The 14,435-nt window shown below is 67.3% G+C and carries 15 protein-coding genes and 3 pseudogenes; 9 read left to right on the forward strand and 9 right to left on the reverse strand.

Annotated features, from left to right (window positions below):
- Window positions 1–465, reverse strand: a pseudogene (locus ADL29_RS36160) (IS5 family transposase); the annotation flags it as partial.
- An 860-nt stretch (window positions 466–1,325) separates the two neighbouring features.
- Here ADL29_RS36160 and ADL29_RS36165 point away from each other — a divergent pair.
- On the forward strand, window positions 1,326–1,511 hold the full coding sequence (locus ADL29_RS36165) for a hypothetical protein (protein WP_053927751.1): 186 nt from the start codon (window positions 1,326–1,328) through the stop codon (window positions 1,509–1,511).
- Window positions 1,512–2,152: 641 nt separating this feature from the next.
- On the opposite strand, the gene ADL29_RS45810 is transcribed toward ADL29_RS36165, so the two are convergent.
- The 4 genes from ADL29_RS45810 to ADL29_RS45820 all read right to left on the reverse strand — a co-directional run bounded on the left by ADL29_RS45810 (window position 2,153) and on the right by ADL29_RS45820 (window position 6,176).
- Window positions 2,153–2,839 carry a hypothetical protein gene (locus tag ADL29_RS45810; protein ID WP_245689785.1) on the reverse strand — a complete coding sequence of 229 codons (687 nt, stop codon included), beginning with the start codon at window positions 2,837–2,839 and terminating at the stop codon, window positions 2,153–2,155.
- Between the two features lie 277 nt (window positions 2,840–3,116).
- Window positions 3,117–4,100 carry a hypothetical protein gene (locus ADL29_RS46180; protein ID WP_053927752.1) on the reverse strand — a complete coding sequence of 328 codons (984 nt, stop codon included), beginning with the start codon at window positions 4,098–4,100 and terminating at the stop codon, window positions 3,117–3,119.
- Between the two features lie 1,573 nt (window positions 4,101–5,673).
- On the reverse strand, window positions 5,674–5,922 hold the full coding sequence (locus ADL29_RS36180; RefSeq protein WP_157878667.1) for a hypothetical protein: 249 nt from the start codon (window positions 5,920–5,922) through the stop codon (window positions 5,674–5,676).
- Between the two features lie 2 nt (window positions 5,923–5,924).
- Window positions 5,925–6,176, reverse strand: coding sequence for a M14 family zinc carboxypeptidase (locus ADL29_RS45820; protein ID WP_245689786.1), 252 nt, complete (start codon window positions 6,174–6,176; stop codon window positions 5,925–5,927).
- On the opposite strand from ADL29_RS45820, the gene ADL29_RS36185 reads away from it, so the two are divergent.
- The 3 genes from ADL29_RS36185 to ADL29_RS36195 all read left to right on the forward strand — a co-directional run bounded on the left by ADL29_RS36185 (window position 6,132) and on the right by ADL29_RS36195 (window position 8,520).
- Window positions 6,132–6,704: a phosphatase PAP2 family protein gene (locus tag ADL29_RS36185; RefSeq protein ID WP_053927754.1), complete on the forward strand. Its 573-nt coding sequence runs from the start codon at window positions 6,132–6,134 to the stop codon at window positions 6,702–6,704. The genes ADL29_RS45820 and ADL29_RS36185 overlap by 45 nt on opposite strands.
- A gap of 687 nt (window positions 6,705–7,391) precedes the next feature.
- Complete coding sequence (locus ADL29_RS43170) at window positions 7,392–7,757, forward strand: GNAT family N-acetyltransferase (protein WP_245689787.1); 366 nt, start codon at window positions 7,392–7,394, stop codon at window positions 7,755–7,757.
- 247 nt (window positions 7,758–8,004) lie between these two features.
- Window positions 8,005–8,520 (forward strand): UTRA domain-containing protein, encoded by a 516-nt coding sequence (locus tag ADL29_RS36195; protein ID WP_281182012.1) that lies wholly within the window; start codon window positions 8,005–8,007, stop codon window positions 8,518–8,520.
- 94 nt (window positions 8,521–8,614) lie between these two features.
- On the opposite strand, the gene ADL29_RS36200 is transcribed toward ADL29_RS36195, so the two are convergent.
- Window positions 8,615–8,809 (reverse strand): hypothetical protein, encoded by a 195-nt coding sequence (locus ADL29_RS36200; RefSeq protein ID WP_053927757.1) that lies wholly within the window; start codon window positions 8,807–8,809, stop codon window positions 8,615–8,617.
- Between the two features lie 176 nt (window positions 8,810–8,985).
- Complete coding sequence (locus tag ADL29_RS36205; RefSeq protein ID WP_053927758.1) at window positions 8,986–10,005, reverse strand: cytochrome P450; 1,020 nt, start codon at window positions 10,003–10,005, stop codon at window positions 8,986–8,988.
- Between the two features lie 11 nt (window positions 10,006–10,016).
- On the opposite strand from ADL29_RS36205, the gene ADL29_RS36210 reads away from it, so the two are divergent.
- On the forward strand, window positions 10,017–10,241 hold the full coding sequence (locus tag ADL29_RS36210) for a hypothetical protein (protein WP_053927759.1): 225 nt from the start codon (window positions 10,017–10,019) through the stop codon (window positions 10,239–10,241).
- A 95-nt stretch (window positions 10,242–10,336) separates the two neighbouring features.
- Here ADL29_RS36210 and ADL29_RS36215 read toward each other — a convergent pair whose 3' ends face one another.
- Entirely contained in the window at window positions 10,337–11,176 is an 840-nt protein-coding gene (locus ADL29_RS36215; protein WP_053927760.1) for an IS5 family transposase, read from the reverse strand.
- Between the two features lie 320 nt (window positions 11,177–11,496).
- Between ADL29_RS36215 and ADL29_RS36220 the strand changes: the two are divergent.
- Window positions 11,497–12,317 (forward strand): annotated as a pseudogene (locus tag ADL29_RS36220) (IS5 family transposase); the annotation flags it as partial.
- Between the two features lie 46 nt (window positions 12,318–12,363).
- Window positions 12,364–12,786 (forward strand): hypothetical protein, encoded by a 423-nt coding sequence (locus ADL29_RS36225; RefSeq protein WP_053927761.1) that lies wholly within the window; start codon window positions 12,364–12,366, stop codon window positions 12,784–12,786.
- 27 nt (window positions 12,787–12,813) lie between these two features.
- On the opposite strand, the gene ADL29_RS36230 is transcribed toward ADL29_RS36225, so the two are convergent.
- Entirely contained in the window at window positions 12,814–13,680 is an 867-nt protein-coding gene (locus tag ADL29_RS36230; RefSeq protein WP_078971556.1) for an alpha/beta fold hydrolase, read from the reverse strand.
- Between the two features lie 65 nt (window positions 13,681–13,745).
- On the opposite strand from ADL29_RS36230, the gene ADL29_RS36235 reads away from it, so the two are divergent.
- Both ADL29_RS36235 and ADL29_RS43175 read left to right on the forward strand, forming a co-directional pair.
- Window positions 13,746–14,300: a helix-turn-helix domain-containing protein gene (locus tag ADL29_RS36235; RefSeq protein WP_053927763.1), complete on the forward strand. Its 555-nt coding sequence runs from the start codon at window positions 13,746–13,748 to the stop codon at window positions 14,298–14,300.
- A 41-nt stretch (window positions 14,301–14,341) separates the two neighbouring features.
- Window positions 14,342–14,435: pseudogene (locus ADL29_RS43175) on the forward strand (IS5/IS1182 family transposase); the annotation flags it as partial.

Raw genomic sequence — 14,435 nt, forward strand, 5'->3', positions numbered from 1 at the left:
CGCCGGTCAGCGTCACGGCCAGCGGGATTCCGGTGGCATCGCAGATCACGTGGTGCTTGGAGCCCGGCCGTCCCCGGTCGACCGGGCTCCGTCCGGTTTGGGGCCGCCCTTGAGAGCCCGGATGTGGGAGCTGTCGATCACCGCCCGCGACAAGTCCAGGCGGCCTTTGGCCCGCAGTTCGGCCGGCAGTACTTCGTGCAGGCGCTGCCAGACGCCTGCGTTGTTCCAGTCCCGCAGTCTGCGCCAGCACGTCATGCCCGAGCCGAAGCCCAGCTCGGAGGGCAGCCACTCCCACTGGATGCCGGTGTAGAGGACGAACAGGATGCCGCACAGGATCTTGCGGTCCTCCAGCACCCTCTTCCGGCCGGGACGCCCGTGCTGACACGGCTGGGCCGGCAACAACGGCTCGATCCTCGACCACAACTCATCGTCAACCAGCCACGGTTGAGGGTTCCGCGCACTCACACCCGGATAACCGACCCACCCACCCGAAAGACACGGCTACTCACATTGCGTGAGAAGCTCTTATCGCACCGTGGGCCTGAGACTCCGAGGGAGCCATCCGAGCTGGGAACCGTTCGACCGGTCGACCACCTACCCTCTGCGCCCGGACCGGATCTACGTCGACAGCGATCCCTCAGGTCGGCCAGTCGATCTCTGGCCGTTGGTCGTGGCCAGTCTCTGCCCGGACTGCCGGACGCGGGAGCTGTTTCTGATCAACCAGGTACGAGACGGGCGAGTGATCCTCCGCAGCTTGGAGGAACACTCCCTTCAGATCCCGTACCGCGCCTCGGAGGGGACTTGACCTCCTACCCCAGCGGACTGATCACAGTTCTGGCTCACTCTCATGGTTCGGCATACTGCGCTTCAGCGCAGGAACCCCGCGCTTGTCGCGAAGCGTGAGGAGTATTGCCGCTACTGCCGGGGCACTGCGAGGCTCATAGAAAGAAGCCACACCCAACTGAGACAGGCTGGTCAGGGCCTCGGACGCCAACACCCGATGGGGTGATGCGACCACTGCCATGGCGTTCCGGGGCGAAGGCCGGCCACGTTCGAGAGACCGAGCAGCGTGGCCACGGCATGAGACAGCCCAAGAACCAACCGGTAACGGGCGCGCGTTTGACCACCGGCGACGAGACCCTACAACAACGAAGCCGGTCGTGCTGGCTTGAGCTGACCTGCGTGGACTGGGTTGGTTGGCAAAGGATCTTTGAGTGATTCCCAGCTCACTCTCCGATCACCCGAATGGCGGACGTCGAGAGGGCGGACAGCTCGCGTGGTGAGTTCCTGGGAAAGAGTCCGCAAAACACGTTGTGAGGAGCGTCATGGGTATCAAAGACCAGTTCCAGGACAAGGCCAACGAGTTGAAGGAGCAAGCGCAGAAGGCCATGGGTGCCGCCCCGGATGAAGCTTCGGACCGAGGTCAGCAGGCCAAGCCCGAAGACGACGTGGTGGACGCCGAGATCGTCGACGATGAGAAGCCCGGGGACGCCAAGGGTGGTGCGGCGTGACGGAGGAGACCTTCAGCTCCGATGCCTGAGGTTTGCGCTGTGTGTGAGCAGTGCCCCATTCGCTGGAGCGCTCCTCACGCACAGCGTGGTTCGCTGACAAGAAAGCCGAAACGACTGGGTTCGCTGTCAACCGCCTCGATTGGATGACAGAGGACAACTGGCAAAAAGTGGATGGATCCGCCCCAGCGCTCGGGCTGGGCATGCCACGCTCCGCCGTGTGCCCGACACCGCTCTCGCTCCCAACGCCACAGTCAGCCCGCCACATTCCGCAGCGCCAACTTCCTCCTGAGCCTGGCGACCACGGACGGCCTGCCCGTCATTGCACGTGGGCAGAGAGACGAGCAGGACCGCCGATACCCCGGCGGACCCGTGAGAGGGGAGAAGAAGGCACAGGCCGGGCAATGAGCGGGATCGTTGACGAAGCCGGCCAACCATCCCGCTCAGCATCGATGAGACTGGGCGCCGGACTTGGCCCGTACGGCCAACTCGCACGCTCAGCCGGCTAAGTGCCGAGCAGGTGATTCAACGGCGCAGGCGGAGTCCTTCAGGAGCCACTGTCGGACTCGGCTTGCGCCGAGCATGCCGACGAGCAGCCGACCTGCGGAAATGGCCGGGCCAGCCCTCGTTGGCCAGTTGGGTGCTCACCGCCCTAGGCGGTCTAGCCGACGTTCGGACAGGGGCATACGGCGCAAAACCTTCCGCCATGATGTATGGCCGAGCCGGTGCGAACCGCCAACGACGGTCAGGAGCCGGTCGACGGCCGCGAGCGCCGTCGGGTGCTCGGCATCCGGGAGCTGCGCCGTGCGCATCTTCCCAAGCAGCCCATCGTGCTCATCGCCCGCCTTGATTGCCCGGGCCTGGTGGTTGGCCATGACGAAGTCCAGCTTCGGCTCATCCATGAGCCCGGACGTCGGGGCCAGCGCGGCGTCCTCCCCTTTCGCGAGCGCTTCGCGGCTCCGCAGCCACGTTGGGCCGATGTCCTCGGCCAGTTCGATCCGCCACTGGCCGACAAGGACAACGAGCGCGGCGACGACCTTGCGCTGACGGCGCGGCGGAAGCTTCCGTGCGAGACCGACTGCCTTCGCCGCAAAGTCGACCAACGGCTGCCCGGTAAAGGGATCGGACACGTACGTCGAGTTGCGGTCCAGCTCCTGGCGGGCGTGGACGACGTCGGCACGCAGGTCCACCACCAGGGCGCGCAGATCCGCCTCGGCGCCGGCCTGGAGCTTGCCGTTCTCCTGGCGACGCGCGAGCAGCGGGGCAACGAAGAGGCCGAGGATGATGGTGGCTACCGCGGCGATCGGGAACCATGACGGCACACTGGTCACGCAGGGAACTCCGCAAAGCTGAAGACAGGCGGCGCGGGGCACGCGACGGATCAAGTGAATGCGCCAACCGCCCCTGCCGTCAACGAATTCCCACGGCGCTACAGCAGCGGCTGCCCGGCCGGTCCTTGCTGTACTGCAAGTCGCCGGGAAAGGGCCGCTGCGCAGCGTGACCGCGCCTACGGCAAGACGGGCGCCCCCTCACGGTCCGGATCAGGCATGCGAATTGGTGATCTGCCCTGGAGGAAGCGGTGTTGCGCTCAGCAGGTCGGCCTTGTGTTCACCAGGACAGCAGGGCGCAGCCGTTGCCGCCGGATCCGCCCGCGCCGCCGGAGTCGCTTCCCCCGCCAGTCCTTTGGCCGTCGGTGCCGCCGGAGGCGCCCTTGCCGCCGGCGCCGCCGGCGCCTCCGCCGCCCCCACCGCCTCCAAAGCCACTGCACTGCGCGGGGATGGGCGGAGCGTAGGGGTTGCCAGGGCTGACACCGGCGCCGCCTTGGTTGACGCCGCTGTACCCAGCACCGTCACCGCCTCGATCGCCCGGGGCCCCGCTACCACTCTTCCCCCTGCAATTAGCCCCGTATACGTCGACGCCCAGGCCACTTCCGCCGGCGCCGCCGTGGGTAACACCGTCGCTGGAGCTCTGTCCGGCGCCGCCGTTGCCTCCGCCGCTGTAACCTTCGCCGCCCTTGCCCGCCGCACCCTTCGTACCAGGGCTGCCGGGGCTGCTGCCGCCGCCTGCGCCCCCTCCTGTACCGGTCTGATCGCCGACGCCGGGGGCGCCGCCTCCGCCGCCGGCACCGATGCCGCCTCCGTATGCGGTGGCCAGCTCGGTGCCGTCAGGGGTTTTGATCCTGGTCAGGCCGCCGACGCGTGGCGCCGACGCTCCGCCTCCGCCGCCCCGGACACCGTTGTGGCCTCCGCCGCCGCCCGAGCCACCGGCACCTACCATGACGGTCAGCGACTTGATGCTGGACACATCGATCACGCAGCTGTACACGTAGCCTCCGCTGCCGCCTCCGCCGCCGGCCCCGCCGGCGCCTCCCCCGATGTCGGAGGAACCATTGCCGCCGGTCTGCCCCCAGCCGCCGGCCCCGCCGCCGCCACCACCGGCGCCGACGAGGTTGACGGTGACCTCGGTGACGCCCTGCGGCATGGTGCAGGTGTAGGTGCCAGGAGTGGTGTAGGTCTTGGCGCAGTCAGCGGCGTACGCCGGGGTCTGCCCCAGGGGCACCAGCAGTGCACCGGCCATCGCGATGGTTGCCACGGCTGAGACGACCGGACGGGCAAATCTCGTGCCGCCGGGGATGTCAGGGATTGGTGTCGCATGCTGAGGCGCCATGATCTCTCTCCTGGGGTCGGTGATGTTGTCGTGCGGTGCCGGAAACCGCTGGTCCGGCCCGGACGGCCGGTGCTCGCGGCGCCGAGCCCGCCACCAGGGCGGGGTTCTGCGGGCGGGGGACAGCAAGTTGGTGCAGAGAAAGCGAGGCCCACCTCACCTGGACCATGAGGCCGTGGTCGGCCGCAGACGCCGGATGGGATGGGACAAGGCAAGCCTCCCGGATGCAAGAGGGAGGACTGGCTCATGGGAGACGGTCAGGACCGGTGCAGGCTCCCCTGCCTCAAATGCGAAAAACGGCTCACCGGCTCAACCACTCTTGCGAGTGGTCAGTTTCCGGCCATAGCTCCCGTTGGATCCATGCGGTGCCGCTGCCGGGCTCGTGGATACAGGCCATGCCCAGGGCGGGTTCCAGGCCATCGACGTGGGCGCGGGTGGTGCGGCCAGTTGAGGTGCCCAGGGGAACCGCAGGTCGAAGTAGGCGTCGCCCTCCAGCACGGGGCCGATGTTCGTGCGGGTGGCGACACACCGCCACCTATCGCGCTCGGCTCGCCACCTATCGCGCTAATCCGCAACTGAACCGACCACAGAAGTGTGACTGATTCTCAATCGGAGGTGGACTGCCCGACGTTATGAAGAGGATGGTGCTGCACCGAAGATGCGGCGAAGCCGTGCCCAGCGAGAGGCCCCCGGGGCGATGCCCGGGCCCTGCGGAAGCGGGGTGTCCTCGCGCGAACCAACTAGGCCAAACGAAAGGGTCGTTCATGCGACGCATCGCTGTCCTCGCACTCGGAGTTGCCGCATTCATCGGCGTTCTCGCTACGCCCGCCAGCGCCGTTCCAGACCCCGTTGGGACGATCACCTGTCTCGCCGAGTCCGCCGGTGACGTCACCTCTCTCGTGGACCCCGCCAGCCCCGGCGTCCCTAGCGAAATCCCCGGCTCTAACTGCCTGGCACCCTGACCTGACAAGAGCCAGGGACAGGCGAACGCAAACCGCCACCCCATCACAACTCGCCAGGGTGCGGCCTCTCCGCCCGCTTCCGCGACGGACGCCGTCCCTGGCCGCCGCACTCTCCGCGCTGGACGTCCGCGCGTGATGCCACCGGCACAACGCCTGAAGGTTCGCCGGGTCATGATCGCCCCCAGGGACGATGTGGTCCACGTCAGTGGCCGGTGCCGCGCACCGCGCCCCCGCGTGCCCGCGTGCCCGCGTGCCCGCGTCCCGCAGGATGGCCACGCACTGGACGCCGTCGCGCTTCAACACGGACAGGCGACTGAGCGGCCAGTCCGCCGGTAGGCGCGAACGCCGGTTGCCGCTATGCCAGGCCAGAAGACACACCTCTTTCCAGGACATTGCGGGTCAGCAGTGCCCGCACCTTGATTTCCAGGGGAGCAATGTCAGAGAAGGCCTGTCCCGCGCCACCGTGGTTCGCGTATCGGGCCGGGCACGGGACGGGCCCCGGCGGCGCACGGTCGCCGGGGCCCGTGAGGGCGGATAGGTCAGCTGACCCAGGTGGCGGGGAGGCTGGTGTAGCCGCCGTGGGCGAGGATCCTGCCGTCGTAGATGACCTTGTTGCCCTGGGTGCAATCGATGATGACCAGGCGGTCGCCCTTGAAGACCCGAAGGGGGCCGCCGTCGAAGATGACGTCGTCGATGTCCTCAGCCATTTCCGCATGGAGTCGCGAGTAGGTGCCGTACTCGGCGATCTTGCCGTGGTAGCGGATGCTGCTGTTCGCGGTGTTGATCACGATCAGTTGCCCGCCACGGTACAGATCGGGACGACCCACATCTCGGTGGAGTCCATCAGCGCGGTAACGTCGGGGTCCTTGCCGTATTCGTTGGTCAGGGTGTCGATCCAGTGCCAGGGGACCTCACCCGTGGTGAGCTCCCGTGCGTGGATCTGGCTAACGACCCGTCCCAGGCGCAGCGCCCTGCTCGCCGCCGCAGGAGCAACCGCATGACCATCACCACGGCGGCCAGGGCCGTCACCGACATACTGCAGCCCCGCAACGTTCTGCTGGCCGGCATGCTGGGCATCGGCGTCGCAGCCGCTGGCGACTGGACCGGCATCCCTTGGGGTCTGCTCGGCGCGCTGTGTGCTGGCATCATCCCCGCGGCCTACATCGAGTGGGAGCGTAGGAGGGGCACCTGGGGCGACCGTCACGTGGTGGACCGCACGAAGCGGGCCCCCATCTTCGTGGTCATCCTGGCATCCATCGGCCTCGGTTCGCTCGCCATGGCCCTTGGACATGCGCCGACCAGCATCCTCATCGCGATGCTCGCCCTGTGGGCCATGACCATCGGACTCCTGACCATCAACCTGGTCTGGAAGATCAGCGTGGACAGCGCGGTCGCCTCCGCCGTCGTCGCGATGCTCGCCGTCGTCCACTCCCTGTGGTGGCTGCTCGCCTACATCCTCACCGCAGCCGTGTGCTGGTCCCGTGTGGCACTGACATACCACACCGTCGCCCAGACGGTGGCTGGCGCATCCCTCGGCGCCGCCACCGCCACGCCATTCCTCCTGGCCTGACCCCCGAACAGCAAGGACCCGGACAGTGCGTCCGGGGCTCCTTCGTGTTCAGCGCGCTGGTGCTCAGTGCGGGAGGCGCACCGTCACGTCGTACAGCCGCGTGATCTCTGCCGGGCTCTCGCCTGCCTCTGGGCCCTCTGGGCATGGCGGTCTCGGTTAGTTGGCGTGGTAACGGCAGTAGGGGTCGCCGCAGGTGCCGGGCTGCCATCGTTCCTTGATCCGCCGCATCAGCCCCTGGTCCTTGGGGGGACTGTAAATCTCATTCGGCTCTGTCCCGTATTCGGTGGTAACGAAGGGTGATCGTCCTCGTTGATGCGGTGTGCAAGACGTCAACGAGCTTGTGAGCGTGGTGTTTTCGGTGCTTTCGGCGCCGGTCGTCGAGTAGGTGGCGGAAGACAGAGGCGAGGTCATCCGGGTCTCGGCCCGGACCCGGGACGAGTCGGTGCCGTGCCCGGCGTGCCGGAGGGAAGGCTGACGCCAGGAGCGGAGGGCGGCCCGAGGGCTGCCTGGGGCGGCTGCCTCGTTCGGGAAGGTGCACGCAACGAGGGCTGGTCGCCGTATAGAGGGGAGGAGGCTGAGTGGGATGGGAGAGAGTCCAGCGTGGTCCTTACGGAAGAAACCGCGTTCGACCCGAAGGAGGTGGTCGAGCTCTACGACTCGGTCGGGTGGCGGGGCTACACCCGCGACGTGGACAGCCTCTGCCGCGGCCTGGCGAACTCACACCTGGTCATCACTGCCCGAGATGAGTCAGGCGGACTTCTCGGGCTGGCCAGAACGGTCTCCGATGACGAGAGCATCTGCTACGTGCAGGACCTGTTGGTCAACCCGAAGTTCCACCGGCGGGGCATCGGACGCGCATTGCTTGAACGTCTGAAGGAGCGATACGCGCACTGTCGCTTCTTCCTGCTGTCCACCGACCATGAATCGACACCGGAGGGGAAGCGGAACCACGCTTTCTACCGGCAGCTGGGTTTCCTCTCCTACGAGGAGAAGCAGATGGCGGGCTTCGGCCTGCCAAGGATCCGGCCGCCCCGAGGCCGGGCAGACGCGTGACCGCTGGGCCGTGGCCGAAAGGGCTCCCTGGCAGCGCAATGCCAAGTCCCGTAATAACAGAGGTTCGTTGACTCTGAAGTGATGTGGGAGGCCCGGTATGGCGACGGCCCATCAGCCGATGGACCCGGCAGCAGATCTGCCCGTAATCCCTGACCGGCGTCACCAGCACGGACGCCTCACCGAACCGCACGCCAGCGGCGACGCGGTGGTGAGGGACCACCGCCAGACCATGCGTCCTGCCCAAGGAATGTCGCTCGCCGGCCCGGGAAGTCCCTTCCCGTGGATAGTCGAGCTTCGCAGGCGCGGGATCGATGCCCGCTTCACCCTCTTGGAGATCGCGGTCCTGCCCGAACCTCCGGCCCGGATTGCCGAAGCTCTCCAACTGACCTCTGGCCAATCAGTCGTCATGCGTCACCTTTTGTTGACCTTCGACGGGGAGACGGCAGCCCTGATCAAGGTGTTCTTCCCGCACGAGATCGCCAACGGGACTCCGATCACCGGTGGTCGCCTCATCCGCGGCGGCATCCCCTCCCTTCTCACCCGGCTCGGCTACGCCACCTTGCGGTGCGTGGACACGATCACCGCCCAGGTCCCTACCCAGGAGCAGAACACCTTGATGCCGCTGCCCGCCACAGTGCCGGTGCTGCGCACTTTCCGTGTGGGATACAGCGCCGGGGACCGGCCGGTGATCGTGACCGACGCGGTGGAGGCAGCGCACCTCTTCGAGCTGCAGTACGAGTTCTCTCCAGCGCCGTCTCGCTGACTGGCCTGCAATGTCTTCGGACACTCGCTCGTCCCAGAAGACTTACGGAGACCCATGGACCGGCCCGCCCAGGGGTGCATCGTGCGGAGGCGACTTAAGGGGCGGGGCGGTTAGAGGAAGATCCTTCATCAGTCCTCCGGCCGATCAGGTCTCGCACGGGCGGCGTCCAGCGCCGGGCCAGCAGATCGGCCTCGGCGCCCGGAAACGCATCGAGGATCTCGTCCGGCAGGGCCACTACGCCCCGGGCGCGGTCGTCTGCGAGGTCGGCGAGAGTGTCGGTGAGGTACATGCCGTCGAGGAACCGGCTGATGATGAGGATCTTTGAAAACGGCTGTGCTCGCGGTTTCGTGAATCCTCAGGTCAGCGGCTGGAACGGAGATCGTTTCGGCACGGCGTTTCCTGCCGTGGCGGGCACGGCGATGGAGGATGTCATGTTCTGCCCTGTTTGTTAGCTTATCTACTGTTTCAGGCTCGGGCGGGCCCGTCGCCCGGTGCGTGGGGTGTCTGATGGCGTGGCTGGACGATCATCGGTAGGCGGTTGAGCTGGACGATGCCGGCAACCGTCTCTTTGGGCGGCTTGCCGGGGGCGATGGTCAGCTGCCAGTCGCGCAGGATGGTGGCCAGGGCAATGGTCATCTCGGTCCAGCCGAACGACTCGCCAACGCACTGGTGGCGGCCCGCGCTGAATGGCAGGCATGCCCCGGTGGGGATCTTGGCGGCAGTCTCGGGGAGCCATCGGTCGGGGTCGAAGCGCAGCGGGTCGGGGAAGACGCGGGGGTCGCGGTGCATGCCGTGCGGGCTGTAGACGATCTCGGTGCCGGCGGGGATGTCGACGCCGCCCAGGGTGACTGCGGTGTGAGCGTGCCGCATGACCAGCAAGCCACCGTGCAGCCGCATCACCTCGTGCAGAACTTGGCGCAGGTAGGTCAGCTTGGCGGCCTTCGCCTGCGTGATCAGCCCGTCACCAGCCACAGTGGTGATCTCTGTGTGGACACGCGCGTCGATGCCGGGATTGCGGGCCAGCTCGTACAGGGCCCAGGCCATGAAGGCGGCGCTGGTCTCGGTGCCGGCGAACAACAGGGTGATCGCCTCGTCGCGGATCTGCTCATCGCTCATCGTGGCCCCGCTGTCGTGGCGGGCAGCCATCAGCAGCGACAACAGGTCGTCACGGTGTTCGGGGTGGGCGTGGTATTGGGCGATCACCTCGTCGATGACGTTGCGCATCCGGTCGGCCGCTTTGTCGAATCGTCGATTGGCGGGAATCGGGACGTGGTCGAGCACCTTGGGCATCACCGTGCGGGGGATGAGGTTCTTGGCCAGCACAGGCAGGGACTCGTGGACTTCGGCGACCGCGTGCTCGGCCAGCGGGGAGGAGAATATCGAGCGAGCCAGGTTGGTGGCCGCCAGATCAACCATGGTCTCCTTCATCTGGACGATCTGGCCGCTGTGCCAGGAGGCGGCCAGCTCTGCCGCTTGCGATGCCATGATTTCGGCGTATGTGTCGAGGCGGTCGCGGCGGAACAGCGGTCCTCTCCAACCTGTTCCGCGGGCACAACGCCACCCTCGACCGCCTGCGAGCAGACCGCTGGCTCGACGAAGCCCTCGACCGCGGACCCGACCCCCTGCACCTGGCTGCCGTCTTCGGCATCAGCGCCGCCACCGCCATCCGCTACGCGAACTCCGCCCGCTCAATCCTGGAAGGGACGCCCCTTCGAGAGTGACCACGACGATCAAGCGATGAGGTCCTACTGCAGCACTCACCCTGCCAGCTCGGTCAAAGAGCGTTTTGTCCTGGCGAGGTTGTTTGGCTCGAGGTTCAGGTGTCGCGCCAGTTCGGGGTGGATTCGCGGGTGAGTCTGCGGCTTATGAGGTCGATCATCGCGATGTGGATTATGGCTTCGGAGCGGCGGGGGTGATTCTCGTAGTCGCGAGCGAGCCGGCGGTGGTGCATGAGCCAGCCGAAGGTCCGCTCCACCACCCAACGTCGGGGGATCACCTTGAACCCTTTGATGCCGGGATCTTTGCGGACGACTTCGACGTCGATGCCGAGTCGGGCGCCGTGGTCGATGGCTTTCGTGCGGTAGCCAGTGTCGGCCCATGCTTTGGTCACACGAGGGCTTGCGGCGGCGATCTGGGAGAGCAGGTGGATGCCGCCTGTGTTGTCGGAGACGCTGGCGGCAGTCACCCAGACGGCCAGCAGGAGCCCGAGGGTATCGACGCCGAGGTGGCGTTTGCGACCCGCGATTTTCTTGCCGGCGTCGATGCCCTGGTCGGCTGTGGGCACGTTGGCGGAGGTCTTGATGCTTTGCGCGTCCAGCACACAGGCACTCGGCTCGGCATCCCGGCCTTCAGCCTCACGCACCAGGCGTCGCAACAGGCCGTTGAGCTGGTCGAAAATGCCGTCCTTCTGCCACGCGGCAAAGTATCCGTACGCCGTCTCCCACGGAGCGAAGTCGTGCGGAAGGTACCGCCAGGGGATGCCGGTGCGGTCGACGTACAGGATGGCGTCCATGATGCGGCGCAGGTCGTGCTCGGGCGGGCGGCCGATGTCCAGACCCTTACCCCGGCGTTCGGCCCTCCAGGCGGTGAGAGTGGGTCCGATCAACCCCCAGCGGGCATCGGACAGGTCGCTGGGGTACGGGCGTTGTCGCGTCATGTTTCGGTAGTACCGTCGGGCACGGCGCGTCCACAGGGCGCAAAGGGCGTCAATCAGGGGCGCCTTGGGATCAGACAGGAGCGACTCGACCGAAACGGGCCGAGGTGCGGCGCCATCTGTCGCACAGCCCGCATCGAGCACTATCGCCTCAGCAGCCTCAGGCCCACTCACCACCCGAAGCGCCACCAAACAACCTCGCCAGGACAAAACGCTCTTTCAGAGGGTGTTGTGCGAGTCCTGGGCGGCTCTCGTAGTGCTTGAAGGCGGGTTGTCCGGTTTCGGGGCTTGTGGTTCGCGGTGGTTGCGGTGTGCTGGTGGTCGTGGGTGAGCGCGTTCCGTACCCGAGCGACCTGTCGGATGAAGCCTGGAAGCTGATCCGGCCGGTCATCACCGCATGGAAGGCCCGACACCCCTCGGTCAGCGGGCACGAGGGACAGTACGAGATGCGGGAGATCGTCGACGCGATCTTTTACCAGGCTCGCACCGGCTGCCAATGGCGCTATCTCCCTCACGACCTCCCGCCGTACACGGCCGTGTACTACTACTTCGCCAAGTGGCGTGACGATGGGACCACCGAGACTGTCCACAACCTGCTGCGCGGGAGGTCCGCGAGAGCCGCAAGCGGCGCGAGGACCCCTCCGCCGTCGTTTTGGACACCCAGACCGTGCGCGCCTCCACGAACGTGCCCAAGGAGACGACCGGGCTGGATGCGGGGAAGAAGAGCCCCGGCCGCAAACGGGGCATCGCCACTGACGTCCTGGGCCTGCTCATCGACGTCGTCGTTGTCGCGGCCAGTGTCCACGACAACGCGATCGGCGTCACGTTGCTGGACAAGGTCGCCGCCTCCGCGCCCACGGTGACCAAGGCGTGGGTGGACGCAGGGTTCAAGAACACCGTCGCTGACCACGGCGCCCGCCTGGGCATCGACGTGGAGATCGTCCAACGCGAGCCCGGAACCCGAGGGTTTACGCCGGAACCCAAACGGTGGGTGGTCGAGCAGACCCTGGGCACCCTCATGCTCCACCGGCGCCTTGCGCGCGACTATGAGGCGAGGCCGGCCAGCTCGGTGGCGATGATCCGCTGGTCCATGGTCGACGTCATGCTCCGTCGTCTCACCCATGCTTCCGCCCCGAGCTGGCGCGACCGGCCGGCCTTGTGCTCAGCACCCCCGAGAAGCGGGAGCGTCGATGAGGAAACTCCTGGACAAGATCGAGACCCGGCAGCGGCTTGTTCGCGCGACGGCCGAACGGCTGCGTGACCAGATCGCCCGTCTCACCGAACAACTCACCGCCGCCGAAAACACCTTGAGACGTCTGGAGATCACCCACCAGACCATCCGGGAACCGGCCGCCGAGGACGGCGCTCCGCCGCCCGAGCCGCTGCCTTCCGGATACCGAGAGATCCTGGCCGCCATCGAGGAAGCCGAGGAAGGACTCCGCGCCAAGGACATCTGCCAGGCGCTCGGCCTGGGCACCGAGCCGCGGCACACCGAAAGCGCCCGCGCCAAACTGAAACGCCTGGTGGGCCGCGGCATCCTCGCCGAGCCCGAACCCGGCCTGTTCACCCACGCCAAGCCGACACCAGCCGCCCCAGAGGCCAACTCACACTGACATCCGGCGAAGCCCGCACAGCACCCCTCAGGCCGACCGGACGCGCCGGCCCGGAGCCCGGTCGAGGAGGTGTCCGACCTTGTCCGCGACGATCCCCGGCTGCTCAGCCTGAATGAAGTGCCCCGAGTCGACCTTTTCGAACCGCCCATCCGGCAGTGTCTGGACCCAACGGCGCTGATGTTCAGCGATGACGGCGTGCTGCTGTCCCCGTCCCTTCACGGGGCGGGATGCCGAAAGCAGGACGGTCGGACATGCCGGAAGGCCGGGCGGCTCGGCGCGGAGCTGGGGGATGGCTGCGGCCACGGCCTTGAGCTCTTTCCTCGTTTGCGCGATGCCGGCTGGGATGAGGTCCTCGGCGAGCATGGTCGCGTAGGTGTCCGCCGGGAAGACCCGGCGGATGTTCCCGCTGACCATGCGGGCCAGCGAGCGGGACCGTACCAACGCCTGCGTCACGCCCATGGCACGGTCGACCTTGGCGACGGTCTGGTCGAAAGTGTTGTAGACGGGCGCGCTCTCCGGCGTGGGATCGAGCAGCAACAGCCCCCGCAGCCGTGGCCCCAGACGTTCCACGGCGCGGCGTGCGACCAGCCCGCCCATGCTGTGTGCGACGAGCACGAAGGGGCCGGGGACAACTGCCTCGACCATGGCGACCAGGTCCGCGGCCATGTCGTCGATGCCCAGTTGCACCGCTGTCCGGCCACTGCGGCCGAAGCCGGCACGGTCGTAGGCCACCAGTCGCCCTCGATCGGTCAGCAGCGGCAGCACTGGGTCCCAGCAGGTACGCCCCAGGCCCTGACCGGCTTCAAAGACCACCCACTCCGGCCCCACACCGGACTCCTCGACATAGACGGACCGACCGTTCACCTGCACCGCCCGCCCCACTGCCTGCCTCATGTTCCCCTCCCACGGCACTACGTTTTCAACTTCGATAACGGTATCGCATGTGAAACAGTAGCGTCATGGACACAGTCGACCTGCTCCTCCACCCTGTCCGCCTGCGAGTGGTGCACGCGCTCGCCGGCGGCCAGGTGCTGACCACCTCGCAGCTGTGCGCGCGCATGCCCGAGGTGTCGAAGGTGACCATGTACCGGCACGTCGCCCTGCTAACCGAGGCGGGCTTCCTGGAGGTCGCCGCGGAGCAGCGGGTGCGCGGCGCCGTCGAGCGGCACTATCGGCTGCATCAGGACCGCCCCGTGGTCGACATCGACGCGGCTGCCGCGATGTCGCTGGACGACCACCGCCGGGGCTTCGCCGCCGCCATGGCCGTGCTGATCGCGGAGTTCAACGCCTACCTCGACCGCGACGACGCCGACCCCGTCGCCGACGCGGTCTCCTACCGCCAGGGCACTCTCTGGCTCAGCCCCGACGAACTCGCCGAGATGAACCACAAGTTGCTCGCAATTCTGGGCCCCCTGCTCGCCAACCAGCCAGAGCCGGGCCGCGCACCGTACCTCCTCAGCCGGATCCTCTTCCCATCTGAGCAGACACCCTCTGACGAGGACCGGCCCGGCTGACAAAGGCTCACACAACAGCCTCTCAAGGGCGGCCCAAAACCGGACGGAGCCCGGTCGACCGGGGACGGCCGGGCTCCAAGCACCACGTGATCTGCGATGCCACCGGAATCCCGCTGGCCGTGACGCTGACCGGCG

Origin of the sequence: Streptomyces chattanoogensis (genome assembly GCF_001294335.1) — a bacterium.
Lineage (GTDB): Bacteria > Actinomycetota > Actinomycetes > Streptomycetales > Streptomycetaceae > Streptomyces > Streptomyces chattanoogensis.

Coding starts and splice junctions, on each gene's coding strand:
- ADL29_RS36165 (WP_053927751.1), top strand. CDS start 1,326: ATGGGTATCAAAGACCAGTTCCAGGACAAGGCCAACGAGTTGAAGGAG.
- ADL29_RS36185 (WP_053927754.1), top strand. CDS start 6,132: ATGACCATCACCACGGCGGCCAGGGCCGTCACCGACATACTGCAGCCC.
- ADL29_RS36195 (WP_281182012.1), top strand. CDS start 8,005: ATGTCGCTCGCCGGCCCGGGAAGTCCCTTCCCGTGGATAGTCGAGCTT.
- ADL29_RS36200 (WP_053927757.1), bottom strand. CDS start 8,809: ATGTACCTCACCGACACTCTCGCCGACCTCGCAGACGACCGCGCCCGG.
- ADL29_RS36205 (WP_053927758.1), bottom strand. CDS start 10,005: ATGGCATCGCAAGCGGCAGAGCTGGCCGCCTCCTGGCACAGCGGCCAG.
- ADL29_RS36210 (WP_053927759.1), top strand. CDS start 10,017: ATGTGTCGAGGCGGTCGCGGCGGAACAGCGGTCCTCTCCAACCTGTTC.
- ADL29_RS36215 (WP_053927760.1), bottom strand. CDS start 11,176: ATGACGCGACAACGCCCGTACCCCAGCGACCTGTCCGATGCCCGCTGG.
- ADL29_RS36225 (WP_053927761.1), top strand. CDS start 12,364: ATGAGGAAACTCCTGGACAAGATCGAGACCCGGCAGCGGCTTGTTCGC.
- ADL29_RS36230 (WP_078971556.1), bottom strand. CDS start 13,680: ATGAGGCAGGCAGTGGGGCGGGCGGTGCAGGTGAACGGTCGGTCCGTC.
- ADL29_RS36235 (WP_053927763.1), top strand. CDS start 13,746: ATGGACACAGTCGACCTGCTCCTCCACCCTGTCCGCCTGCGAGTGGTG.